At 67.7% G+C, this 23,634-nt stretch carries 22 protein-coding genes; 12 read left to right on the forward strand and 10 right to left on the reverse strand.

The annotated features are described in order from the left end of the window. Positions 1-102 precede the first annotated feature (102 nt). The 3 genes from HWX08_RS21620 (at position 103) to HWX08_RS21630 (ending at position 2,452) form a co-directional block, all read left to right on the forward strand. A complete protein-coding gene (locus tag HWX08_RS21620) occupies positions 103-1,089 on the forward strand; it encodes an ABC transporter permease subunit (protein ID WP_175807017.1) in 987 nt (328 codons plus the stop codon). Further along, positions 1,086-1,925: an ABC transporter permease subunit gene (locus tag HWX08_RS21625; protein WP_069257757.1), complete on the forward strand. Its 840-nt coding sequence runs from the start codon at positions 1,086-1,088 to the stop codon at positions 1,923-1,925. Before HWX08_RS21620 ends, HWX08_RS21625 begins: the two co-directional genes overlap by 4 nt. A 92-nt stretch (positions 1,926-2,017) precedes the next feature. Beyond that, positions 2,018-2,452, forward strand: a complete 435-nt coding sequence (locus tag HWX08_RS21630) for a GNAT family N-acetyltransferase (RefSeq protein ID WP_174921518.1) — start codon at positions 2,018-2,020, stop codon at positions 2,450-2,452. A 266-nt stretch (positions 2,453-2,718) separates the two neighbouring features. On the opposite strand, the gene HWX08_RS21635 is transcribed toward HWX08_RS21630, so the two are convergent. Further along, positions 2,719-3,615, reverse strand: a complete 897-nt coding sequence (locus HWX08_RS21635; RefSeq protein WP_107311730.1) for a LysR family transcriptional regulator — start codon at positions 3,613-3,615, stop codon at positions 2,719-2,721. A gap of 137 nt (positions 3,616-3,752) precedes the next feature. Here HWX08_RS21635 and tam point away from each other — a divergent pair, with 137 nt between their 5' ends. Then, positions 3,753-4,538, forward strand: coding sequence for a trans-aconitate 2-methyltransferase (tam, locus tag HWX08_RS21640; protein WP_069259050.1), 786 nt, complete (start codon positions 3,753-3,755; stop codon positions 4,536-4,538). A gap of 33 nt (positions 4,539-4,571) precedes the next feature. Here the strand turns inward: tam and HWX08_RS34720 are convergent, their stop codons facing one another. After that, positions 4,572-5,162, reverse strand: a complete 591-nt coding sequence (locus HWX08_RS34720) for a GNAT family N-acetyltransferase (RefSeq protein WP_174921582.1) — start codon at positions 5,160-5,162, stop codon at positions 4,572-4,574. Between the two features lie 725 nt (positions 5,163-5,887). Between HWX08_RS34720 and HWX08_RS21650 the strand changes: the two genes are divergently transcribed. Beyond that, on the forward strand, positions 5,888-7,051 hold the full coding sequence (locus HWX08_RS21650; RefSeq protein ID WP_174921519.1) for a porin: 1,164 nt from the start codon (positions 5,888-5,890) through the stop codon (positions 7,049-7,051). Between the two features lie 206 nt (positions 7,052-7,257). Here HWX08_RS21650 and HWX08_RS21655 read toward each other — a convergent pair whose 3' ends face one another. From HWX08_RS21655 to HWX08_RS21670, 4 genes are all read right to left on the reverse strand, one after another. Beyond that, positions 7,258-9,708: a phosphocholine-specific phospholipase C gene (locus HWX08_RS21655; RefSeq protein WP_174921520.1), complete on the reverse strand. Its 2,451-nt coding sequence runs from the start codon at positions 9,706-9,708 to the stop codon at positions 7,258-7,260. Between the two features lie 44 nt (positions 9,709-9,752). After that, a complete protein-coding gene (locus HWX08_RS34425) occupies positions 9,753-9,890 on the reverse strand; it encodes a hypothetical protein (protein WP_226239565.1) in 138 nt (45 codons plus the stop codon). 168 nt (positions 9,891-10,058) lie between these two features. Next, positions 10,059-10,739 (reverse strand): HAD family hydrolase, encoded by a 681-nt coding sequence (locus tag HWX08_RS21665; protein WP_174921522.1) that lies wholly within the window; start codon positions 10,737-10,739, stop codon positions 10,059-10,061. Between the two features lie 23 nt (positions 10,740-10,762). Beyond that, positions 10,763-11,707 carry a choline ABC transporter substrate-binding protein gene (locus HWX08_RS21670; RefSeq protein ID WP_404822476.1) on the reverse strand — a complete coding sequence of 315 codons (945 nt, stop codon included), beginning with the start codon at positions 11,705-11,707 and terminating at the stop codon, positions 10,763-10,765. A 266-nt stretch (positions 11,708-11,973) separates the two neighbouring features. Here HWX08_RS21670 and HWX08_RS21675 point away from each other — a divergent pair, with 266 nt between their 5' ends. The 3 genes from HWX08_RS21675 (at position 11,974) to HWX08_RS21685 (ending at position 13,885) form a co-directional block, all read left to right on the forward strand. Continuing rightward, on the forward strand, positions 11,974-12,654 hold the full coding sequence (locus HWX08_RS21675; RefSeq protein WP_069259055.1) for an MgtC/SapB family protein: 681 nt from the start codon (positions 11,974-11,976) through the stop codon (positions 12,652-12,654). A gap of 43 nt (positions 12,655-12,697) precedes the next feature. Beyond that, positions 12,698-13,465: a DeoR/GlpR family DNA-binding transcription regulator gene (locus tag HWX08_RS21680; RefSeq protein WP_107311738.1), complete on the forward strand. Its 768-nt coding sequence runs from the start codon at positions 12,698-12,700 to the stop codon at positions 13,463-13,465. A 96-nt stretch (positions 13,466-13,561) separates the two neighbouring features. Further along, a complete protein-coding gene (locus HWX08_RS21685) occupies positions 13,562-13,885 on the forward strand; it encodes a winged helix-turn-helix domain-containing protein (RefSeq protein WP_174921523.1) in 324 nt (107 codons plus the stop codon). A 112-nt stretch (positions 13,886-13,997) separates the two neighbouring features. Here HWX08_RS21685 and HWX08_RS21690 read toward each other — a convergent pair whose 3' ends face one another. Continuing rightward, positions 13,998-15,344 carry a DUF2325 domain-containing protein gene (locus HWX08_RS21690; protein WP_174921524.1) on the reverse strand — a complete coding sequence of 449 codons (1,347 nt, stop codon included), beginning with the start codon at positions 15,342-15,344 and terminating at the stop codon, positions 13,998-14,000. Positions 15,345-15,696: 352 nt separating this feature from the next. Between HWX08_RS21690 and HWX08_RS21695 the strand changes: the two genes are divergently transcribed. Next, positions 15,697-16,581 carry a patatin-like phospholipase family protein gene (locus HWX08_RS21695; RefSeq protein WP_069259060.1) on the forward strand — a complete coding sequence of 295 codons (885 nt, stop codon included), beginning with the start codon at positions 15,697-15,699 and terminating at the stop codon, positions 16,579-16,581. A gap of 133 nt (positions 16,582-16,714) precedes the next feature. Here the strand turns inward: HWX08_RS21695 and HWX08_RS21700 are convergent, their stop codons facing one another. The 3 genes from HWX08_RS21700 to HWX08_RS21710 form a co-directional block, all read right to left on the reverse strand. Continuing rightward, positions 16,715-18,196 carry an aldehyde dehydrogenase family protein gene (locus tag HWX08_RS21700; RefSeq protein ID WP_174921525.1) on the reverse strand — a complete coding sequence of 494 codons (1,482 nt, stop codon included), beginning with the start codon at positions 18,194-18,196 and terminating at the stop codon, positions 16,715-16,717. Positions 18,197-18,218: 22 nt separating this feature from the next. Next, positions 18,219-19,169: an agmatinase gene (speB, locus tag HWX08_RS21705; protein WP_069259062.1), complete on the reverse strand. Its 951-nt coding sequence runs from the start codon at positions 19,167-19,169 to the stop codon at positions 18,219-18,221. Positions 19,170-19,352: 183 nt separating this feature from the next. After that, entirely contained in the window at positions 19,353-20,237 is an 885-nt protein-coding gene (locus HWX08_RS21710; protein ID WP_069259063.1) for a helix-turn-helix transcriptional regulator, read from the reverse strand. Positions 20,238-20,435: 198 nt separating this feature from the next. Between HWX08_RS21710 and HWX08_RS21715 the strand changes: the two genes are divergently transcribed. From HWX08_RS21715 to HWX08_RS21725, 3 genes are all read left to right on the forward strand, one after another. Continuing rightward, positions 20,436-20,780 (forward strand): cupin domain-containing protein, encoded by a 345-nt coding sequence (locus HWX08_RS21715; protein ID WP_069259064.1) that lies wholly within the window; start codon positions 20,436-20,438, stop codon positions 20,778-20,780. A gap of 85 nt (positions 20,781-20,865) precedes the next feature. Then, the gene (locus HWX08_RS21720) at positions 20,866-22,323 is read left to right on the forward strand and encodes an NAD(P)/FAD-dependent oxidoreductase (RefSeq protein ID WP_174921526.1); all 1,458 of its coding nucleotides are present in this window, start codon (positions 20,866-20,868) and stop codon (positions 22,321-22,323) included. 107 nt (positions 22,324-22,430) lie between these two features. Further along, positions 22,431-23,624, forward strand: a complete 1,194-nt coding sequence (locus HWX08_RS21725; protein WP_174921527.1) for an MFS transporter — start codon at positions 22,431-22,433, stop codon at positions 23,622-23,624. Positions 23,625-23,634: the final 10 nt, after the last annotated feature.

Genomic DNA, 23,634 nt, shown 5'->3' on the forward strand with positions numbered 1-23,634 from the left:
GCTCGCACCTGATGAACGACGGTGCGCCGGCGTGGAACGACGACGTGTTCGTGTCGTGGTCGCCGGCCAGCGGCGTCGTGCTGACGCAGTGAGGACGCGATGATGAGAACCTCCGCTTCCACACCTTCCGCGCCGGTGTCGACGAGCGCCGCGGGCGCCGGCGCCGGCCGCGCCCGCCCGGGCCGCTTCGCCGCGCTGTCGCGCTTGTTGCCGTCGGGCCGCAGCGTCGCGATCGGCGTGCCGTTCCTGTGGCTCGCCGTGTTCTTCGCGCTGCCCTTCGTGCTGGTGCTGAAGATCAGCTTCGCCGACCAGGTGATGGGGATTCCGCCCTACACGTCGCTCGTCGAGTTCAAGGACGGCGTCGTGCACTTCGCGCTGCAGCTGTCGCACTACGCGTTCCTGCTGCAGGACGACCTGTACATCGCGACCTACCTCAGCTCGCTGAAGATGGCCGCGGTGTCGACGGTGCTGTGCCTGCTGATCGGCTATCCGATGGCGTACTACATCGCGCGCTCGGAACCGAACCGCCGCAACGTGCTGATGATGGCCGTGATGCTGCCGTTCTGGACGTCGTTCCTGATCCGCGTGTACGCATGGATCGGCATCCTGAAGGACGACGGGCTGCTGAACCACACGCTGATCGCGCTGGGCATCATCCACACGCCGCTGCGCCTATACCACAGCGACGCGGGCGTCTACATCGGGATGGTCTATTCGTACCTGCCGTTCATGGTGATGCCGCTGTACGCGCACCTGGTGAAGATGGACCTGACGCTGCTCGAAGCCGCGTACGACCTGGGCGCGAAGCCGTGGGTCGCGTTCACGCGGATCACGCTGCCGCTGTCGAAGAACGGGATCATCGCCGGCAGCCTGCTGGTGTTCATCCCGGCGGTGGGCGAGTACGTGATTCCGGAGCTGCTGGGCGGCGCCGACACGCTGATGATCGGCCGCGTGATGTGGGATGAATTCTTCAACAACATGGACTGGCCGATGGCGTCCGCGGTGACGGTCGCGATGGTGATGCTGCTGCTGGTGCCGATGGCGCTGTTCCAGTACTACCAGGTCAAGGAACTGGAGGACGCGAAATGATCAAGCCGAGCAAACCGCTGTCGACGGGCGTCCTCGCCTTCGGCTTCCTGTTCCTGTACATCCCGATCATCAGCCTGGTCGTGTACTCGTTCAACGAGTCGAAGCTGGTGACGGTGTGGTCGGGCTTCTCGCTGAAGTGGTACGCGGCGCTGCTGGACGACGACGAGCTGCTGAACGCCGCGTGGCTGTCGTTGAAGATCGGGCTGATGACGGCCACCGCGTCGGTCGTGATCGGCACTTGGGCGGGCTTCGTGCTCGCACGCTTCGGCCGCTTCAAGGGCTTCACGCTGTACACGGGGATGATCAACGCGCCGCTGGTGATTCCGGAGGTGATCCAGGGTATCTCGCTGCTGCTGCTGTTCGTTGCGCTGGAGCAGATGTTCGGCTGGCCGAAGGGGCGCGGGATGGTGACGATCTGGATCGGTCACGTGATGCTGTGCGTGTCGTACGTGGCGATCATCGTGCAGTCGCGGGTGAAGGAGATGAACAAGTCGCTGGAGGAGGCGGCGCTGGATCTGGGCGCGACGCCGCTGAAGGTGTTCTTCGTGGTGACGCTGCCGCTGATCTCGCAGGCGCTGCTGTCGGGGTGGCTGCTGTCGTTCACGCTGTCGATCGACGACCTGGTGCTGTCGGCGTTCCTGTCGGGGCCGGGCTCGACGACGCTGCCGCTGGTGGTGTTCTCGCGCGTGCGGCTCGGGCTGAACCCGGAGATGAATGCGCTGGCGACGCTGTTCATCACGGCGGTGACGATCGGCGTGATCGTCGTGAACCGGATGATGATCATGCGCGAGCGGCGCCGCATCGCCGACATGAAGGCGGCGTTCGCGGTGGCGTGACGGCGGGCGTGCCCGTACGGCGATCGGGGCGACACGCTATAGTGGTGCGACGCCCGCCCCGGGCATTCCTTCTTCCCGTTTGCCTTCGCCCCATGACCACGCAACCCGACGTTTCGATCCGGCTCACCGACCGCGAGCAGCCGGGCGCACGCGACTTCATCAGCCGCAAGCTCGGCGAATTCAATCACGCGATGACGGGGCGCGCCGATGCGGCCACGCTCGACGTGTACGTCACCGACTCCGCGACCGGCGAGATCGTCGGCGGCCTGACCGGGCGTACGTCGCTCGGCCTTTTCTTCATCGACCTGTTCTACCTGCCCGAATCGCTGCGCGGCGGCGGATTCGGCAGCCGGCTGCTGAGCGAGGCCGAAGCGGAAGCGAAACGGCGCGGATGCGCGCGTGCGGTGCTCTACACGATCTCGTTCCAGGCGCCGGAGTTTTACCGGAAGCAGGGCTACGAAGCGTTCGGGGAAGTGCCGTGCGAGCCGGAAGGGGCGTCGCGCGTGTTCATGGTGAAGGTGCTTTGAGCGGGTTCGACCGGTTCGCGTCGCGCGGCGAGCATGATCGCGCAGTGCGAACGCCGGTATCTGGACACGCACGCATGCCGAATCGGCAATGCTCAGGCGCGTACGACGGGGCGTCCGGAGGTTCGAGCCCGACCGACACGCGCGTCAATCCTGCCGACGGGAACGGGTCCTAGCCGTACGACATCGCCCGGTTTCGGAATGACATCGACGGTCCGCGATCTTGCGCTTGCAGTCGTTGCGCACTGCGCTCACGACACGGAACCGACCTATCGAGAGGGTGTCGCCTGTTCGACGATCATGTCGTACAGTGCGCGGGCGGCCGGCGACAATTGCGCGCTCTTGCGCGTGACGAGCACGAGTGTGCGGGACACTGCCGGCTCGACGAGCTCGATCGTGCGGATCATCGGATACGCGTTCTTCTGGATCGCGAGCTTCGGCACCACGGCCGCGCCGAGCCCTTCCGCGACGAGCCCGAGCGCCGTCGAGCTGCGCTGCACCTCGTAGAACGAATGCGGCGACACGCCGCCCGTCTTCAGCGCGCCGTCGAGCAGCCCGCGATTGCCGCTCACTTCGCCGGCGAAGATCAGCGCATGCGGCTGCAGGGCCGCCCAGCGAATGCGGCGTCGCTTCGCGAGCGGATGATCGTCGCGGCACACCAGCACGTACGGATCGCTCGTCAGCGGCACGTTGACCAGTTCGGGATGCTGATCGCCGGCGATGCCGATGCCGAACTCGGCCTCGCGATGCAGCACGGCCTGCAGCACCGACGCCGACGCGTGGTCGAGAATCTTCACGCGATCGTGCGGCCGGTGCGCGGAGAACGCGCGCAGGATACGGGGCAGGTATTGCACGCCGACCGTCGGCACGCACGCGATCGTGACGTCGCCGCGCTGGCTCAGGCCGGTTTCGCGGATTTCGGTGAGCGCGTCGGACAGCTCGTTCAGCAGCCGGCGCGCTTGCGGCAGGAACCGCCGGCCGATTTCGGTGAGGGTGGTGCGGCGTGTGGTGCGCTCGACGAGCGCGACGCCGAGAAAGGTTTCGAGCTTGCGCAGCCGCTGCGTGATGGCCGTCTGCGTGACGTGCAGCGTATCGGCCGCCTGCCGGAAGCTGCCGCCGTCGGCGATGGCGACGAAAGCCTGGACACCGAGCGTATCGATTTTCATCAGAATTATGAATCAATCACGATATTAAATTCATTTTACTGAACTTCGCGACGATCGCAGAATGCGGTGCATCGACGGCTGCCGGCATCCCGCGCGTGGAGCAGGGCGGGCCGTTCACGCCGACCAGGAGAAACGACATGACGACCCCACTCGATCGATACGCGGCCCAGTACGTGCAATTCGAGGACGAACGCACGCGGCCGATCCGCGATCTGCTGGCCGCCGTGCCGAACACGCCGATCCGTACCGCGATCGACATCGGCTGCGGGCCCGGCAATTCGACGCAAGCGCTGCTCGCGCGTGCGCCGGACGCGACGGTCCACGGCATCGATGCGTCGGCGGACATGATCGACGCCGCGCGCAAGCGTCTGCCGGACCTGCGCTTCGACGTCGTGGATATTTCCGCGTGGGACGACCCGGGCGGGTACGACCTGATTCTCGCGAATGCGGTGCTGCAATGGGTGCCCGCGCACGACACGCTGTTTCCGGCGCTCGTCGGCCGGCTCGCGCCGGGCGGCCATCTTGCGGTGCAGATGCCCGACAACCTCGACGAACCCGCGCACCGGCTGATGCGCGAAGTCGCCGCGGCCGGCCCGTGGGCGGGCAAGCTGGGCGGCGCGGCGCGCACCGAGCGGTTCGACGCGCGGTACTACCACGCGCTGCTGTCGCCGCTGTGCTCGCGCGTGGACGTGTGGCGCACGACCTACTACCACCCGCTGCGCGGCGGGGCCGACGCGGTCGTCGAATGGTTCAAGGGCAGCGCGCTGCGGCCGTTCCTCGCGGCGCTCGACGACGACGAGCGCGCGGCGTTTCTCGCGCGCTATCGCGACGCGATCGCGGGCCCGGGCGGCTATCCGGCACTCGCCGACGGCACCGTGCTGCTGCCGTTCCCGCGCCTGTTCATCGTCGCGACGCGCACGTGACGCGGCAATGACCGACGCGCGGGCCGCCGTGCGTCAGCGCGGCGGCCGCATCGATTCCGGGTCGACCGTGCGGATGCGTGCGGTCTGCCCGTCGCGCAGGTCCTTGTACCAGAACAGCGCCACTTCGCCGTCGTTCTCGTCGTCCGCATACAGCAGGCGATCGTGCCCGCCGAGCACGAAGCCCGAGCGGGCATACGTGCTGCACGCGGCGACGTTGTTCGACTGCGTTTCCAGCCGCATGAAGCCGAAGCCGTGGCTGCGCGCCCACGATTCGGCGGCCGCGAGCAGCAACAGCGCGATGCCTTGCCGCCGGTAATGGCGGTCAACGGCCAGTTCCGCGATCTCGGCCATCCCGTTCCAGCTCTGGCCGATGGCCACGAACCCGGCGAGCCTGCCGCCGGCCGTCGCGCGAAAGAGCGCCGCGTGGCCGGTCGCCTCGTCCGCCCAGCCGGCCGGATCGAAACCGTATTGCTTGCGGCGCGCCGGCAGTGCGCGCAGATCGAGCAAGTCCTGATACGGCGCATTCAATTCCCAGGCGATGTCGAACGAGAAGTCGCATCGGTCCAGTTCGTCGGCGGCCAACCCGCTCGTCTGTTCGATGCTGATGTGCTCGGCTCGGTCCATGTGTCGGTGTCCTGTCGGCTGCGAGGTGGCGTGGTGGTTTGCGATGCGCGTCGCCGCTGTCGTGGCGTGCGTCGTATCGAGTGTGTTTCTGTTTCGTTTTTTTGTGAGCGCACGATTCGCCGCGCACGAAGCCGGCACAGACCGGCGGCTTCCGTGACGGTGAAACGCGGGCAAGCCACGAGCCGGCCGGCCGCGCAAACGTGTGCGGCGCGTATGCGCCGGCCGAGGCGCTCGTTCAACCGCCCGATTATGCTGGATTTCGGTGCGATGCCGGCTGTCGTGCGGCGTGTCGTCGATCCGGATGGCCATCGGCTGCATGTGGATGAAAGGCGACAGGAACCCGAATAGTTGTTTACCGTTTCGTGACGACTCGATATATTCCGAAAAATATATCGAAGACGCGGCGCCGTCAGGCGCCGCGTCGTCCACCCGCTCCACGAAAGCCGGAAGAGAGTCTGACCTGCATCGCCGGAGCAACGCGTCGTCGCGGCATGCGCAACCGGTGCGCATGCTTCACGACGCTGCAACACGAGCGGCCGCCGCGCGGCATGCCGCTTCAGCAAGCCCACACAGGCATCGAAACGAAACATCGTGCACGCGCATGACGCCCATGCGCGCGCGGCGATTCCGGTGGCTTGCGCTCGTTCATCAGTCGGTTCTTCGTCAACACGCCGCGCGTCATGCTGCGACGCAGTCGCGCGCGTCAACAACAAAAGGAAGTGAACATGAAAAAGACCATCGTGGCCGCGGCCGCACTCGGGACGTTCGGCGCCGTCGCGCATGCGCAAAGCAGCGTCACGCTGTACGGGTTGATCGATGCGGGTATCACGTATTCGAACAAGGTCGCGACGTCGGGCGGCCACGGCAAGCTCGTCAAGTACGGCGATGGCGTCGCGTCGGGCAGCCGCTGGGGCATCCGCGGCACCGAGGATCTCGGCGGCGGGCTGAAGGCGCTGTTCGTGCTGGAAAACGGCTTCGGCAGCGGCGACGGCTCGATCGGCCAGGGCGGCGCGATTTTCGGCCGGCAGGCGTTCGTCGGCCTGTCGAAGAACGGGATCGGCTCGCTGACGTTCGGCCGCCAGTACTCGTTCTCGACCGACTACATCGGCGCGAACTATGCGATGGGCAGCCAGACGCCGGCCGGCAACTACGCGTATCACATCAACGATCTCGACCAGCTGACGTCGAGCCGCATCAACAATGCGGTGAAGTTCCAGAGCGCGAACTTCGCGGGCCTCACGTTCGGCGCGATGTACGGCTTCTCGAACTCGACGCAGTTCGCGGGCACGCCGACCACGACCGGCGCGACCGGTTCGCAGGGTTCGTCGAGCGCGTACAGCTTCGGCGCGAACTACGCGCAGGGACCGTTCGGCATCGGCGCCGCGTACACGAACATCCGCTTTCCGAACGGCGCGACGCCCGCGTTCGGCGTGAGCATCGCGAACGTCAACACGCAAGGGCTGCGCGATCTCGAGACGGTCGGCGTCGGCGCACGCTATGCGATCGCGGCGGCGCTCGTGTGGGCGAACTGGACGCACACGAAGTTCGTGCCGCTGTCGGGCGAAACGTCGAAGCTGAACAACTACGAAATCGGTGGCCGCTATGCGTTCACGCCGGCGCTGAGCGGTGGCCTCGGCTATACGTTCTCGAAGCTCGACGGCCGCTTCGACGGCAAGTGGCACCAGGTCAACGCCGCGGTCGACTACGCGCTGTCGAAGCGCACCGACGTGTACGTGAGCGCGGCCTACCAGAAGGCGTCGGGCAGCAACACGATCAACGGCCGCGTGACGCCGGTGCAGGCCGAGATCGGCTCGTCGGGGTCGTTCATCGGCAACGCGGGCGCGAACACGCAGTTCGTCACGCGCATCGGCCTGCGTCACAAGTTCTGATCGACCCTGCACGCGAGCGGGCGCTCCCATGGGAGCGCCCGTTTTACTGTGTCGTGCGACGAAGCGCGGCCGGAAAGCGTTTTGCTCGCGAGGCTCTGCTCGTCTGGCGCGCCGCGCGACGGAAGAAGCATTCGGGCGCGACGCGGTACATCGCGCCCGAATGCGAGCCGGCCCCGTGCGGGCGGCCGGCACGGTCGGCCCTGCGGTCAGATCGTGATCGTGACAGGGCCCGCGAGCGGCGTGTAGCCGTCGTCGAACAGGTACCACGCATCGTATTGCCCGGACGCCAGCGTCGTGTTGGCCGTGGACGAGAACAGCAGCGAGCCGGTGCTCTTCGGCAGGTACGCCCACGACTTGTAGCTGCCCTTGGTCGGCTGCGCGCCATGCGCGAAGATGCCCACCCAGTTCTTCGGGCTGTGGCTCCACGGCGGCGCGACGTAATCGAACCGCAGCGTGCCGAACGTTGACCCCTGCGCCGCGAGCGCCGCGACGAACTGCTTGCCGGTGTTGCCGATCGCCGAATCCGTCAGCAGCGCGCCGGATTGCGGCTGCACGCAGCCGGCTACCCGGCGCAGGAAGTTCGGATCGTTCGCGTCGCGGATGCTGGCGTCGTACCAGCCGCCGTCGCCGTACCATGTGACGGCCTGCGTCGCGCCGGCGGCCACGGTGACCGACTGCTTCGTGTTCATCCCGTAGGCGTTGTCGGTGAGCTGGAACGTCGTCGCGGCGGCCCCGGCGGAGTTGTCGAGCGTGATCTGCACGTTGCCGTTCGCCACGTCGTAGCAGAGGCTGATTTCCGCACTGGAACCCGTGTTGCCGGACGATCCGATGCTGCCGCGCAACGTCTGCAGGAAGCCGTTCGGGCCGTAGACCGAATAGTCGTAGCCGCCGCCGGCATTCAGCGCGAGCGAATCCGACAGCGTCGCGCACCGGTTCGCGCCGGCCGCGATCGTGTAATGCCGGGGGATCGTGCTCGTGCCGTCGACCCATGCCTGCAGGTGCACGCCCGCGGTGCCGGTGTTGGTCATCGTCAGCGACAGCGTGCGACCGGCGCGGTTGACCTTGCCTTGCACGAAGAACTCGTAGGGCAGGCGGCAGGCAGTGCGGCGGCCGGCCGTCTGCGCCGGCACCGCGGTGGTGGTCGGGTACGGGATCAGCACGGCCGGGCCGTTCGGATTCATGTTGCTCGCGGGCGGCTGGATCGCGGGCACGGTCTGGTCGGCGTTCGAGAAATCGAACGCCGACGTCAGGTCGCCGCACACCGTGCGCCGCCACGGCGTGATGTTGGTTTCCTGCAGCCCGAAGCGCGCCTCCAGAAAGCGGATCACCGACGTGTGATCGAAGACCTGCGAGTTGACCTTGCCGCCTTTCGACCACGGCGAGATCACGAACATTGGCACGCGCGGGCCGAGCCCGATCGGCACGTCGCCGCTGGCCGAGCCGTCCGATGCGGCGCCGCCGCTCGCGACGAATTCGGCGGCCGTCGAGACGGTCGACTGGCCGGTGCCGGCGGACGCGCTCGGCGGCACGGCCGGCGGCACGTGATCGAACAGGCCGTCGTTCTCGTCGTACATCACGAGCAGCACCGTGCTGGCCCATACCGCCGGATTCGACGTCAGCGCATTGAGGACGTTGCTCACGTACCATTCGCCGCCGCTCGCGGCCCACGACGGATGTTCGCAGTACGCGTAGGGCGCGGCGATCCACGACACCTGCGGCAGCGTGCCGTTCGCGACGTCGGCCCGCAACTGGCTGAAGAGGTTCGTGTCGTATTCCTTGCCGCCGCCCGTCGGATCGATCTGCGTGCCGTTGAGCGCCGGCGCGAGCGGATCGGTTGCGCCGAGGTTCTGGTATTGCCTGAAGTTCAGGATGACGTTGTCGCCGTAGTTGCCGTTCCACCAGAGATCGCTGCTGGAGCCGTTGTATTCGCCATAGCCGTGGCCGGCGTCGAGGCCGTTGCCCTTGTCCTGGTAGAACTTCCACGTGACGCCGGCCGTGTTCAGGCGCTCCGGCATCGTGGTCCAGCCGGTGCCCGTCATCGTGTTCGTCGTGTACGGCGAATAGCCGGCGACGTTGCCGCAGCATCCGGTCCACAGATACAGGCGGTTCGGATCGGTCGGGCCGAGCATCGAGCAGTGGTACGCGTCGCACACCGTGAATGCGCTCGCCAGCGCGTAGTAGAACGGAATGTCGTTCTGCGTGAAGTAGTACATCGTGCCGCTCGTCTTCGCGCTGGTCCAGTTGTCGTAGCGGCCGTTGTTCCACGCGCTGTGCGTGGTGCCCCAGTCGTGAGGGAGGTCGCCGTAGTAGGTGTCGCCGTTCGCGGTGCCGGAGGGCGGGGACGGGTTGAACGGGAACACGTAGGACATGAGCCACGGCTGGCGCCACACCGGATACCCGCTCGAAATCACGACGGGCCGCGGATCGCCGAAGCCGCGCGTGCCGCCCAGCGTGCCGAGGTAGTGGTCGAACGAACGGTTCTCCTGCATCAGGATTACCACGTGCTTCACGTCCTGGATCGTACCGGTCACGGTGGCCGCCGGAATGGCCTGCGCGCGCGCGATGCTTTCGGGCAGCATGCCCGTGATCGCGGTGGCGCCGGCGAGCTTCAACGCATCGGCAATGAATTGACGTCGTGTCGTGGGTTTGTTTTGCATGATCGCTCTCTGTCTTGGATGGCGGGCTTCGCGGCCTGCGTCGGTCAGTGGCACGCGCTCGCGCAGTGCAGGACGGGCGTGGACGCCGAACCCGGTGCGGCTGCGCGCGCGGCCGCCACGCTGGCCGGGGTGCCCGAATCGCCGTCGCCGCAAGCGGCCAGCGTGCACAGGAGCGCGATCATGAAAACGCCGCGCCAGTGCGGAAAGCGGCTTTCCGACCGGCGCGGACTGACGATTGGCTTTCTATCCGATTCGAGTCGGATTCCTGAATGATTGGAATGATTGCTGCTTGCTCCGTATTTCATTACCCCTCCAGACATGAAAATGGACAGCAGAGAATATCGCCCGAATCAGAACAACTTCATGACAGGCCACCCGCGCGTACCCGCCACCTGCAAAAGTTTCGCGTCGGGATTGGTGGCGACCGGATGCGTGACGTAGTCGAGCAGCGGCACGTCGTTGATCGAATCGCTGTAGAAGTAGGTGCGTTCGAAATCGGACGGGGCGTAGCCGAGCGACGCGAGCCACGCGGTCGTGCGCACGATCTTCCCTTCGCGGAAGCTCGGCACGCCCGTGCTGCGTCCGGTGAACGCACCGTCCGGCGTGCCGTCGTCGGTATCGAGCTCGATACCGAGCAGGTGATCGATGCCGAATTCGGCCGCGATCGGCCCGGTGACGAACACGTTGGTGGCCGTCACGATGCAGCAGAGATCGCCGTTCTCGCGATGCCGGTCGACCAGGTCGCGCGCCTGCTGCGTGATCGCCGGGCGGATCACTTCGTCCATGAACTGTGCATGCCAGCGCTCGAGCACGTTGCGCGGATAGCGGGCGAGCGGCGCGAGCGTCACGGCGAGATACGCGTCCATGTCGAGCGTGCCGGCCGCATAGTGGCCGTAGTGCTCGTCGATCAGCGCCACGTGCGCGTCGTCTTCCCGCCACCCGACCCGCGTGATGAAGCGGCTCCACGCCTGGTCGCTGTCGAGCGGCAGCAGCGTGTGGTCGAGGTCGAACAGCGCGAGATTCGGGTACATGGGGGATTCCTTGGGGTGCGTGCTCATGCGCCGACGAGTTTCCCGATCGCGTCCTTCGCGCTCCTGCCGTCGAGGGTCGTGACGCCGTCGAGCCACTTCGACAGCACGCCGGGGTGCTTCTTCACCCATTCCTTCGCGACGGCGACGGGATCGGCGTGATTCATGATCGGCACCATCAGCTGGTTCTCTTCGTCGGTCGTGAATTTCAGGTTGGTCAGCAGCCGGCCGACGTTCGGGCAGCGTTCGAGGTAGCCGGGCGTCACGAGCGTATAGACCTTCGCCGAGCCGTAGTTCGGCCCGAACACGCTGTCGCCGCCGTCGAGATAGGTGATCTTGTAGTCGAGGTTCATCGGATGCGGCTCCCACGCGAGGAACACGATCATCCGGTGCTCCTGCACGGCGCGCGTGACCTGCACGAGCATCCCGGCCTCGCTCGATTCGACCAGCTTGAAGCCGCCGAGCCCGAACTCGTTCCTGTCGATCATCCGCTGGATCAGCGCATTGCCGTTGTTGCCGGCGCCGATCCCGTAGATCTTGCCGTCGAGCTGGTCGCGGAATCGGGCGATGTCGGCGAAGCTCTTGAGGCCCTTGTCCGACGCGTACTGCGGCACGGCCAGCGTGTAGCGCGCGCCGACCAGGTTCGGCTGCGGCAACTGATGGACGGCGCCGGCATCGACGAACGGCTTCACCGTGGGCGTCATGCTCGGGTCCCAGTAGCCGAGGAACGCGTCGATCTGCGCCTTCTTCACGCCGGCCAGCACGATCGGCGGCGACGCGATCGTCTTGGTCGCCTCGTAGCCGAGACCATCCAGCAGCATCATCGCGACGCCGGTGGTGGCCGCGATGTCGCTCCAGCCGACATCGCCGAGCGTCACCTTCTTGCAGACGTCGCCGTCCGACGCGTGAGCGGGCGCCGTGGCCAGCGCTGTCAGCAGGGTTGCAGCCAGCATCCATGCGTTCTTCATCATGTTGGTCTCCTAAGCAAGTGTTCCGGATCGTGTTGCCTGAATGGTCTGACGATTGAGCGTGCCGAGCGGATGAAACAAGCGAACCTGGGTCTGGCTTTGTCGTTTTGCGTACCGTATATTAGAACGCACAAAATCGCAAGATCGCACAAAAATACAACCTGCCGGTTGCCGCGCGGGCGACGGGCGGGCGAAGGCGCGAGCAATCGGGCGGCGGCCCGGGCGGCCGCGCATCAACGGATCGACAACGCAACGCAAGGAAAACGCAAATGATCAGTCAGCTGGAAATCGTGTCCCGCCTGTTGCTGGCGGCATTGCTCGGCAGCATCGTCGGCATCGAGCGCGAACGCCTGTCGTGGGCGGCCGGATTGCGCACGCACATGCTGGTGGCCGTGGGCGCCGCGCTCGTGATGGTCGTGTCGGCGTTCGGTTTCGCCGATATCCAGAACGCGAAGAACGTGTCGCTGGACCCGTCGCGCGTCGCCGCGCAGGTCGTGTCGGGCATCGGCTTCCTCGGCGCCGGTTCGATCATGCTGCGCGGCGAGATCATCCGCGGCCTGACGACCGCCGCGAGCCTGTGGGTCGTGGCGGCGGTCGGGCTGGCCGTGGGCGGCGGCATGTACGTGGCCGCGATCGCCGCGACGGCGATCGTGCTCGCGATCCTGGCCGGCCTGAAGCCGATCGAGAAGCGCTTCTTCGCTGCGCGGCAGCGCTGGGGCGTGCGCATCCTCGCGAGCCGGGGCGCGGTGAAGCTGACGTCGCTCCAGGCGATGCCCGGCATCGACCACGCGCGCATCGTCCAGTTCGTCATCGAACAGGACGACGCCGAGCCGGACGACGACCGCATCCACGTGGTGTTTTCGAAGATGACGAGCAGCGAGGTCCAGGCGGTCCGTCAATCCCTGCAGACCCTCGTGGGGATCAAAAAGATGGAGGAGAGCGCTGCGTAGTCCGCCGTTCGCATAACATTGACGTTCATTCCGAGGACATTCCATGTGGCAAGAAGAGCGATACCAGAGGATCCGGCTTCTGTTATCGAAGATGCAGCGCGTTTCCACCGACCGGATCATGGCCGAGCTGAACGTGTCGCGGGAAACCGTGCGCCGCGATCTCGTCGACCTCGAAGCGCTCGGCGAACTGAAGCGTGTCCACGGCGGCGCCGTGCAGGTGGGCGACGAAGCGCCGATCGCCGAGCGCGCGCAGACGCACGTGAAGGCGAAGCTGGCGATCGCCCGCGCGGCGGCGCGGCTCGTCACGGGCTCGCAGACGCTGTTCATCGACGCGGGCACGACCACGACGCTGCTGGCCGAGGAACTGGCGAAGCTGTCGGGCCTGACGATCATCACGAACTCGATCGACGTCGCGCTGAAGATGCGCTCGGGCGACCCCGGGCAGACGAAGAACGAAACGATCCTGCTCGGCGGGATGATCGGCAGCCGCGCGGCCGCGACCGTCGGCGACGGCACGGTCGCGGAAATCTTCCGCTATCGCGCCGACCTCGCGCTGCTGTCGCCGGTGGGCGTCGATGCGGTTCGCGGCGCGACCAACTACGACCGGATGGAAACCGAGGTGGCGCGCGCGATGGTGAGCAACGCGGCGGACGTCGCGATCCTCGCCGATTTCAGCAAGCTCGGCACGAACAGCCGGATCAGCTTCTGCGAGCCGGCGCGGATCGGCGCACTGGTGACGGACTCGAAGGCGGAATCGGTCGACAGCTTCAAGAGCCTGAAGAAAGTCGTCAGGAACATCGTGCTGTCGTAGCGCCGCGCCGGCCATCGTGTATGCTTGCCCGCATCGCTTACAGGGCAGGACACCATGAAGACATCGGCACACCCCAAGCCAGAGGTGCGGTTCAGGATGCGTATCCAGCAGGCCGACACGATCGCGGTCGGCCCGGGCAAGGTCGCGCTGCTCGAGGCCGTGCGCGAGCACGGTTCGATTTCGGCGGCCGCACGCAGCCTGAACATGTCGTACCGGCGGGCGTGGTTGCTGATGGACGAGCTGAACCGTTCGCTGAAGTCGCCCGCGACGGTGTCCGAGCATGGCGGGCAGAGCGGCGGCGGCAGCGTGCTCACGCCGGTCGGCGAGGAAATCATCCGGCTCTATCGCGGGATCGAGGAACGGGCCTACGCGGCGTGTGCCGACGAAATCGCCGCGCTCACGAAAATGGTGCGGCGCTGACGCGCGCCGCACGAACGCTGGCCCGGCACCCGTTCACGCTGACGACGGGCTGTCACCGGCCCCGCTGCAATGAAGAGCCGCGCATGACGAACGCGGCGAAGCGAATCCGCCCCTATCCGTGCCGCAGGCAGAAGCGCGGCGTGTCGCCCGTGGCGGCATCCGGCGCGATCCCGTCGCGCGCCTGCGCATCGAGCCGCCCGATCAGTTCGACGAAGCTGGCGACGCTGGCCGTGCGCAGCGGGTAGTACGCGACGTGCTGGCGCTCGCAGATGCGCTTGAGCAGGTTCATCGAATCGTGGTCGATACAGTCGACCGGAAACACGACCATGTGCGCGCCCGGCAGCGCCGCGGCCAGCAGGCCCTTGCGATCCTCGATGCCGCCGTCGTGCAGCGTCACGTCGCCGCCCGCCGCTTCGACGATCCGCTTGATCGCGCGGTTCGAGCCCGGGCGCCCGCCGACGTACACCACGCGCATGCCCTGAAGGATCGACGGCGGATCGTCCGCGCGTTCGGCCGGATCGTCCGCCGACGCCTGCACCGCCAGTTCGATCGCGCTCGCTTCGGCGCGCAACGTCTTCACCATCGCCATCAGTTCGTCGAGCCGCGCGCGCATCGCGCGGGCGCTCGCCTGTTCCGCGGCGATCCGCTGTTCGGCCGCCTCGCGGCGGCTCGTGTGCAGCGCGAGCCGTTCATCGCGCGCGGCCAGCGCTTCACGCAGTGCATGCACTTCGTCGCGCAACACGTTTTCCGCCGCCAGCGGCTGCGCGTTCACGCGCGTGGCGAGGGCATCGCGTTCGTGCAACGCCGCGTCGCGCTGCATGCTCATTTCGTGCAGGCGCGCCTGCTGCCGTTCGAGCTTCGCGAGCAGCGCGGCATTCTCCTCCTCCAGCGCGACCAGCCGCCGGATATCGGCGCGATTGGCCGCACCGACCAGGTGCGACAGCATGTGCAGGTCGCCGAACGCGGTCTGGCGCACGCTCATCGTCGCGCGCGGATGCGTCATCAGCGCCCAGTACGCGGGCGGAATGTCGCCGCGCTTGAGCGCGTCCTTCCAGCGTGCGAGGAGTTCATCGGCATCCTTCGCGCTGTCGAATGCGCGGATCGCGCCCGCGTAGCGTTCGTCGAGCGCCTTGTGCAATGCCTTCGCGCCGGCCGTGCCGTCGATCGCGAGTTCGACGGCCGCGTGATGGATGTCGAGGTCGGTTGCATGCTGGCGATCGACGTCGGCGAACTTCGGCACGAGCTTGCGCAGTTCGTGCGTGGTCAGGCAGGTGCCGATGATCGAGCAGTGCAGGGTGGCGTCGAGTTCGGACAGGCGCGTGCGGCGCTTCAGCTCGGCCAGTTGCGCGCGCGACGGCGCGCAGCATGCGTCGATCCGCGAGCCGGTTGCCGCGGGCAGATGACCGTTCGGCGACGAAAGATCCACCGTGCGGGCGAGGCGAAAGGGCGGAGCGTGCATGTTGACCTCTGTCCGGCAAGCGCGGGCCGGAGACGGATGCGCGAAAGATTCGCGAAATATACCACGGAATATAACGGGTGAAATTCCGGAGGAATCACGCAGTTGGGTCGCGCGGCGCGGCCGGATCGTTGCTGAACGGCCGGAGCGGCCGACGGGTCATGCGCACCGAAAAAGGGGCGTGAATGACATGACGCTCCTCGAAAGCGCTCTGTCGGGTTAATCGGGCACCGCGGTGCGCATCGTCGGCCGGCCGGGACCGTGTGCCGGCAGGGTTTTCATCAGGACATCCGCGGCGCCGCACGATCCATCATGGCGAAAGCACCGTCACCGCCAACCGCAGGAGGGCAACACCGTGGCTTCCGATTCCACTTCCTCGACCGCCTTCGTGTTCGCCGGCGGCGGCAGTCTTGGCGCGATCGAGGTCGGCATGCTCCGCGAGCTGGTCGCGAGCGGCGAACGGCCCGATTGCGTGATCGGTGCGTCGGCGGGCGCGATCAATGCCGCCTATTTCGCCGGGCGGCCGGACGCGGACGGCGTCGCGATGCTTGAAGCGCTGTGGTGCCGGATCCGCCGCCAGGACGTCATGCCGTTCTCGATGCGCAGCCTCCTCGCGATGCTGCTGCGCAACCGGCCGCATCTGGTCGAGGCCGACGCGCTGCGCCTGCTGCTGGAAAGAAACCTGCCGTACCGGCGGATCGAGCAGGCCGCGTTGCCGCTTCACATCGTCGCGACCGACGTGCTGACCGGCGACGAAGTCGTGTTGTCCGCCGGCCCGGTCGTGGATGCCGTGCTGGCGAGCGCGGCGATTCCCGGCGTGTTTCCGTCGGTCAGCATCGGCGGCGTGGATCTCGTCGACGGCGGCGTCGCGAACAATACGCCGATCTCCGTGGCGATTGCGCTCGGCGTCAAGCGGATCGTCGTGCTGCCGGCCGGGTTCGCGTGCGCGTTGCGGGTGCCGCCGCGCAGTGCGATCGCGCATGCGACGCACGCGCTGACGCTCGTGATTGCACGGCAACTGGTGCGCGATCTGGAGCTGTACGGGGCCCGCGCGCAAATCCATGTCGTGCCGCCGCTCTGCCCGCTCGAGGTGTCGTCCTATGACTACTCGCAATGCGCGCAACTGATCGACAAGGCCGCGGAACGCACGCGCGCGTGGATCGGCGAGGGCGGGCTCGCGGCGTGTGAGATTCCCGGCCCGCTGCGCGAGCACGATCATGCCGCGGCGCTGTCGCATTGAGGGGCTCGCGCCTGCGGACGCATGACCGACGAACGCCGGTTGTCGGGCCGCGCTCCGGAAATCCATGAAGCGAAAAAAAACGGCACCGTGCCGCGAGACACGGTGCCGCCAACGGCCTGAACGGCCGCACTGGTCAGTCGATCGCGTACATCGCGTGACGCAGTTCCTGATAGCTGCGCAGCCCCGCGACACCGAGTTCGCGGCCGATTCCGCTGAGCCCGAAGCCGCCCCAGCACACGTGCGGATAGATGAGCTGCGGCGCGTTGATCCACACGAGCCCCGCGCGCACGCGCTGGCGGAACTGCTTCGCGGCGGCCGCATCGCGCGTGACGACGGTCGCGACGAGCCCGTAGCGCGTGTCGTTCGCGAGCGCGATCGCTTCGTCGTCGGTGCGGAACGACTTCACGCACGCGACGGGGCCGAACACTTCGTCGGTCCACAGCGGGTTGTCGGCCGCCGGCTCGGCGATCACGACGGGCGCCATGAAGAAGCCCGCACCGCCCGTATCCGCGACCCGGCCGCTGAACGCGACGCGTGCGCCCGCATCGATGCCGTGCTGGAGCATCGCCTCGACGCGGGCACGCTGCGCGGCCGAGATCAGCGGCCCCATCGCGACCTGTTCCGCGGCGGGCGGTGCGACGACGAGCGCACGCACGGCCGTCTCGAACGCGGCCATGAAGCGGCGGTACACGCTGTCGTGCACGAGGATGCGCGCGGTGGCCGAGCACATCTGGCCCCCGTTCGTGAAGGCACCCGCGACCGCGAGCGACACCGCGACGTCGAGATCGGCGTCGTCGCGCACGATCAGCGACGACTTGCCGCCGAGTTCGAGCGTCACGCGTTTCATGTCGACGGCGGCCGTCTGCATCACCTTGCGGCCGGCGGCCGTGCTGCCGGTAAACGAGATCTTGTCGATCAGCGGATGCGCGGTCAGCGCCGCCCCGACGTCGGCACCGCCGTTCACGACGTTGACGACGCCGGCCGGCACGCCGGCTTCGGCGACGATGTCGAGCAGCGCGTGCTCGGCGGGCGACGTGAGCTCGGACGGCTTCAGCACGACCGCGCAGCCGGCCGCGAGCGCGGGCGCGAGCTTCCACGCGGTCGTGACCATCGGAAAATTCCACGGCATCACGAGCGCCGCGACGCCGACGGCGTCGTAAAAGCGCTCGGCCGTGACGGCGTCGCTCGGCAGCGCGACCGGCTCGGCCGCGAACAGCGCCGGGTCTTCGCACAGCGCAGCGTAATACGTGAACGTCGCGACGACGTCGCCGACATCGGCGTCGGCCTCGAACGGCGGCTTGCCGCTCACCTGCATCTGCAGCGCGGCAAGACGCTCGCGCGACGCTTCGACGCGCGCCGCGATCTGCGCGAGGATGCGGCCGCGTTCGACGGGCGGCGTGTCGCGCCAGCCGGCGAATGCGTCGCGCGCGGCGCGCACCGCGGCGTCGACGTGCGCGGCCGTCGCGAATGCCTGCCAGCCGATCGCCGCACCGGTCGATGCGTCGAAGATCGGCGCGCCGGGCGCGTCGGCCGGCGCGTGCACGGGCCGGCCGGCGATGTGCGCCGCGGGCAGCACGAAGGTGGCGGGGGAACGGGAAAGCTCGGCGGTGGACATGAAGGGCATCCTGTCGATCGGGTTAGCGGTAGGCGACGCCCGGCATCACGCAGAGCATCTCGAACGCGAGGTTCGCGCCGGTGAGCGCGGTGGTGCCGGTCGGATCGTACGGCGGCGCGACTTCGACGAGATCCGCGCCGACGAGGTTCAGGCCTTTCATGCCGCGCACGATTTCCAGCCCCTGCTGTACGGTGAGGCCGCCGATTTCCGGCGTGCCGGTGCCGGGCGCGAACGACGGATCGAGGCCGTCGATGTCGAAGCTCAGGTAGACCGGCGTGTCACCCACGCGTTCGCGCACCTGCGCCATCAGCGGCGCGAGCGACCTGTTCCAGCATTCCTCGGCCTGCACGACGGTGAAGCCCTGCTGGCGGCACCAGTCGAAATCGTCCGCGTGGTAGCCGGTGCCGCGCAGGCCGATCTGCGTGACCTTGTCGCATTGCAGCAGCCCGTCTTCCACCGCGCGGCGAAACGGCGTGCCGTGCGCGATCTTCTCGCCGAACATCGTGTCGTTCACGTCCGCGTGCGCATCGACGTGCACGACGGCGACCTTGCCGTATTTGCGGTGCAGCGCGCGCAGGATCGGCCATGCGATCGTATGGTCGCCGCCGAGCGTGATCGGCCGGCAGCCGTTCGCGACGATCTCGTCGTACGCCTCTTCGATACGGCGCACCGAATCCTTCAGGTCGTACGGGTTGGTCGCGACGTCGCCGATGTCGGCGACCTGCAGCGAATCGAACGGGGCCGCGCGCGTGGCCATGTTGTACGGGCGCAGCAGCACGGATTCGGTACGGATCTGGCGCGGGCCGAAGCGCGAACCCGAGCGGTTCGACGTGCCGAGATCGAGCGGTACGCCGACGAAGCACACGTCGAGGCCGTCGGTCGTCGCGGCTTGCGGCAGCCGCATCATCGTGGCGATGCCGCCGAAGCGCGGCATCTCGTTGCCGCCCATCGGCTGATTGAATTCGCGGGGCATGGGGCCGTCTCCTTGTTTTGAGGTCAAGCGATCGGCCGATGGTAGAGGAGAACCCGCGCGCGAAGATCCTGAAGTCGCAACGTTTACATCGACGACGCTCAATGCGAACGGCGCCGCTGCATCGACCGCGGCGCCACCGATCGCGGCCGCGCCGCGACTCAGGGCCGCATCGGCGAGGAACGATCAGCGCGGGAAGGCCGGCGGCGCGCCGCCGTCGTGCGGGCCGGAGAAAGGGCGCGCGGCGGCAGCCGATCCCCACGCGGCGAGTTCACGCTTCGTGCGCACGCCGAGCTTCGCGAACGCGCGCTTCACGTACGACTCGGCCGACGCGACGCGCACGCCGAGGATTTCGGCCGTCTCCGGCACGGTCTTGCCGGACAGCAGGTGCTTGCAGGTTTCGTATTCGCGCTTCGACAGCTTCACGCGGTCGGCCGCGATGCGCGCGTCGAACTGCGCGAGCGGATGGACGTCGGGCGTCGGGTGCGCGATGCGCCGCACGGCGGTGGTCGACGCGTGCAGTTCGAGCAGCGGGAACAGCACGTCGCTGATGCTGCGAAAGCGGTTCATCTCGTCGAGCGTGAACGGCGGCCGGTCGCGGCCGCGCTCCAGCGCGATCGAATGCTGCGAATAGCGCGTGCCGCGCGCGAGCACGCATTCGTGGCCGATCCGCACGTCGTCGAACAGCCGCTGGCGGAATTCGCCGGGCGGGATCGCCGCGATGTCGCGCACGACGAGCATCGTGCCCGTCTTGCCGCGCAGCCCCGCGAACAGCGGGTCGCTGTCGAGAAAGCGCTCGTAGTAGAGCGTCATCACGTCGGAGATTTCGGTGGATTCGGTATCGATGCCGCTGCTGCCGATCCATTCGCAGCGATAGCCGGTGGGCATCGAGCCGTCGACGCGCGAGCGTTCGACGTGCGCGACGTCGAGCGGCACCACTTCGTTGAGCAGTTGCGTGAGGCGCGGCACGAAGTGCGGCGTGCCGACCGTCTCGATCAGCTCGCCCAGCGCCTTGAACGATACGTTGAAGCGGTCGTTGTCGCGGTGGAAGGGGTTCACGTTGAGCAGCATGCGGTTCCCCGGGTGAAAGGCGGCGCGATTGTAGCGTTCGGCGGCGCAGACGTCATTAGGGGGAAACACCGTCGGGTGTCCTGTCGATCCGTTCGCCCCGGAAAACACGGCTTGTCCCCCCCGGAGGGGGGCATACCGGGGCAGTGTAAATGAGTAACTTTGTCTCTGCTTTTTTCATTCAAGAGACGAAAGATTCAGATGACCAAACTGATCAAGGACATCCTGCCACTCGGCGCAGGCATCGGCGAATTCACGAAGCTCGACTTCGGCATGGACGAGAGCGACTGGCGCGCAGCGGAAGGCAAGAGCGGCAGCTACCTCATCGGCTGGTGGGAAGGCAAGGTCGGCTCGGTGGAGTTTCCTGAAACCGCGGCCGACGAAGCGGTGTGGCTCGTCGAGGGCCGGATCGCGCTGACCGACGTCGAAGGCAACCGCAAGGAATTCGTGCCGGGCCAGGGCTACCTGCTGCCGGCCGGCTTCGCGGGCCGCTGGGAGACGATCGAGGACGCGAAGAAGTTCTACGTGCTGCTCGAGAAGTCGTGATGTCGGAAGCCGCCGCCGCGGTGTCGTCGTCCGTGTGACGCGCGCCCGGCGGCGGTTTCGTTTTTCGCGTGGAATGGCTGGGATCATGGAAATGGAAGTCAAGGCAAGAGAGAGCGCACCGGTGCAGGCGCACGCAACGCGTGGCGCGCCGGTCGCATTGGGCGTCGAGGCGGCGCTCGCGAATACGAAGCTGTTCCCGTACTGGCTCGACAACCCCGCCGCGCCGGCCGCCGAGCCGGAACTCGCGGGCGACGTGACGGCCGACCTGCTGATCGTCGGCGGCGGCTTCACCGGGCTGTGGTCGGCCGTGCAGGCGAAGGAGCAGATGCCGCACCTGAACGTGGTGCTGATCGAGGCCGGCAAGGTCGCGCACGGCGCATCGGGCCGCGCGGGCGGGATCATCTCGACGTCGGTGATGCACGGGCTGCCGAACGCGGTGCGCGTGTTCCCGAACGACATCGCGCAGCTCGAGGCCTTCGGCCATCGCAACCTCGACGGTTTCGAGGACACGCTGAAGCGCTACGGCATCGACGCCGACATCGAGTGGAACGGCGAGATGACGGTCGCGGTCGACCCCGAGCACCTCGCGCATCTGAAGGGCGACTACGACCTGCATCGCGAATACGGCCACGACGTCGTGCTGCTGAATCGCGACGAAACGCTCGAGCAACTGAATTCGCCGCTGTTCGCGGGCGCGCTGTGGTCGCGCAACCGCAGCGGCATCGTGCATCCGGCGAAGCTCGCATGGGGGCTCAAGCGCGCGGCGCTGACGCTCGGCGTGAAGCTGTACGAGCACACGCCGCTCGTGACCGTGACCGACGAAGGCAGCACGGTATTCGTGAAGACGCCGAAGGGCAGCGTGCGCGCGCCGCGCGTCGTGTTCGGCAGCGGCACCGCGAAGGTCGGGATTCCCGACATCAACCGCCGCGTGATGCAGGTGCGCGACCACGTGCTCGCGACCGAGCCGCTCACCGACGAACAGCTCGCGCGGATCGGCTGGAAGAACCGTCAGGGCGTGTACGACACGCGCACGCAGCTCAACTATTTCCGGCTGACGAAGGACAACAACATCATCTTCGGCGGGCTGGTCAGCTATCACTTCGACGGCGATCCCGAGCCGCACCAGGACGGCCGGCGCGAAACCTACTACCGGCTCGCGCAAGCGTTCTACCGCACGTTCCCGCAACTGAGCGACGTGCGTTTCTCGCACGCATGGGGCGGCCCGATCGACTATTGCTCGCGCGGCTCGGTGTTCGCGAAGCGCTATCTCGGCGACAAGGCCGTGTTCGTCGCCGGCTATACGGGCTTCGGCGTCGCGGCGAGCCGGTTCGGCGCGTTCATGGGGCTGAACATCCTGTTCGATCGCGACAGCCCCGAGCGCAAGCTCGACATCGCGAACCAGAGCCCGAGCTACATCCCGCCGGAGCCGATGCGCTGGCTCGCCGCGAAGATCACGTTCCATGCGTTCGACGGCGCGGATGCCGAAGGCGGCTGGAAGCGCGCGTGGATCAGCGGCCTCAAGGCGATGGGCTTCCCGATGTGAGCGCCCGCGCGGCGGCCCCGCGCCGGGCCGCCGTCACCGCGTGGCGACACGTTAAAACGATCCCCGGAGGGGACGGCCCGCATCGCGGGCATGGAGAGAGACACCAGATGAATGTAGTCAACCTGCGGGATGAAGCGCGGCAGGAAAGCGCGCTGTTCGTCGTCGTGATGCTGCTGCTCGGCATGCTCGGGCCGACGGTCTTCCTCGGCCTGCCCGCGATCGTCGGGCAGGTCGAACGTCATTGGGGCTTCGGCGAAGCGGCGCTCGGCCTGTCGAGCTTCATCGAGGTGCTCGGCGAATCGACGGGCACGCTGCTCGTCGCGTTCGTGCTCGGCCGCCAGCCGGTGCGCTGGGTGCTCGCGGGCGCGGTGACGCTCGCGGCCGGCGCGAACCTCGGCACGCTCGCGACGCACGGGCTCGCCGCGTATTCGGCGCTGCAGTTCATCGCGGGCGTCGGCTCGGGCGGGCTGAACGGCATCGCGCTGCGCTACCTGTCGTATTCGCGCGCGCCGGAGCGCAATCTCGGGATCATGCTGATGGGGCAGGTGACGTGGAGCATGGTGCTGCTCGCGTACGTCTTTCCGCTGTTGAGCGACGCATGGGGCGCGCACGGCGTGTTCGGCTTCGTCGCCGGCGTGCTCGGCATGTTCGCGCTCGCGGCGCCGCTGTTTCGCCGCGGCGAGACGCTGGCCGCTCCGTCGCCGGACGGCGTCGCCGGCCGGATCGACCGCCGGGGCGCGATGCTCGTGCTGTGCGCGCAGCTCGCGCTGTACGGCGGCGTCGGCGTCGTGTGGACCTTCCTCGAGAAGATCGGCACCGATGCGGGCCTGAGCGGCAAGTCGGTGTCGCTCGTGCTCGGCATCGCGAACGTCGCGAGCCTCGCGATCTGCGCGGCGATGCCGAAGCTCGGCGCGGGCGCCGGCCTGCGCCGCTGGGCGCTCGTGAACCTCGGCGGCTGCGCGGTCGCGGCCGTGCTGCTCGCGATGCCGGCATCGCCGGTGACGTTCACGCTCGGCGCGATCGTCTTCATCGGCTGCTGGACGGGCGGCGCGCTGCTGATCTACGCGACGATTCCGCAGTACGACCTGGTCGGCAAATCGGCCGCGCTGTCGCCGGGCTGCGTCGCGCTCGGCTATGGCGTCGGCTCGGTCGCGGGCGGCTCGCTGATCGAGCGCGCGGGCACGCAGTCGGCGCTGATCGCGGCGATCGTGCTGTGCGCGGCGGCGTTCCTCTGCTACCGGCGGCTGCGGCCGGCCGTGTTCGGCATCGAGCGCGCGCTCGCGGTGACGGCGCCCGAGTGACGGTTGCGAC

Origin of the sequence: Burkholderia metallica, assembly GCF_902832845.1 — a bacterium.
Taxonomy (GTDB): Bacteria; Pseudomonadota; Gammaproteobacteria; order Burkholderiales; family Burkholderiaceae; genus Burkholderia; species Burkholderia metallica.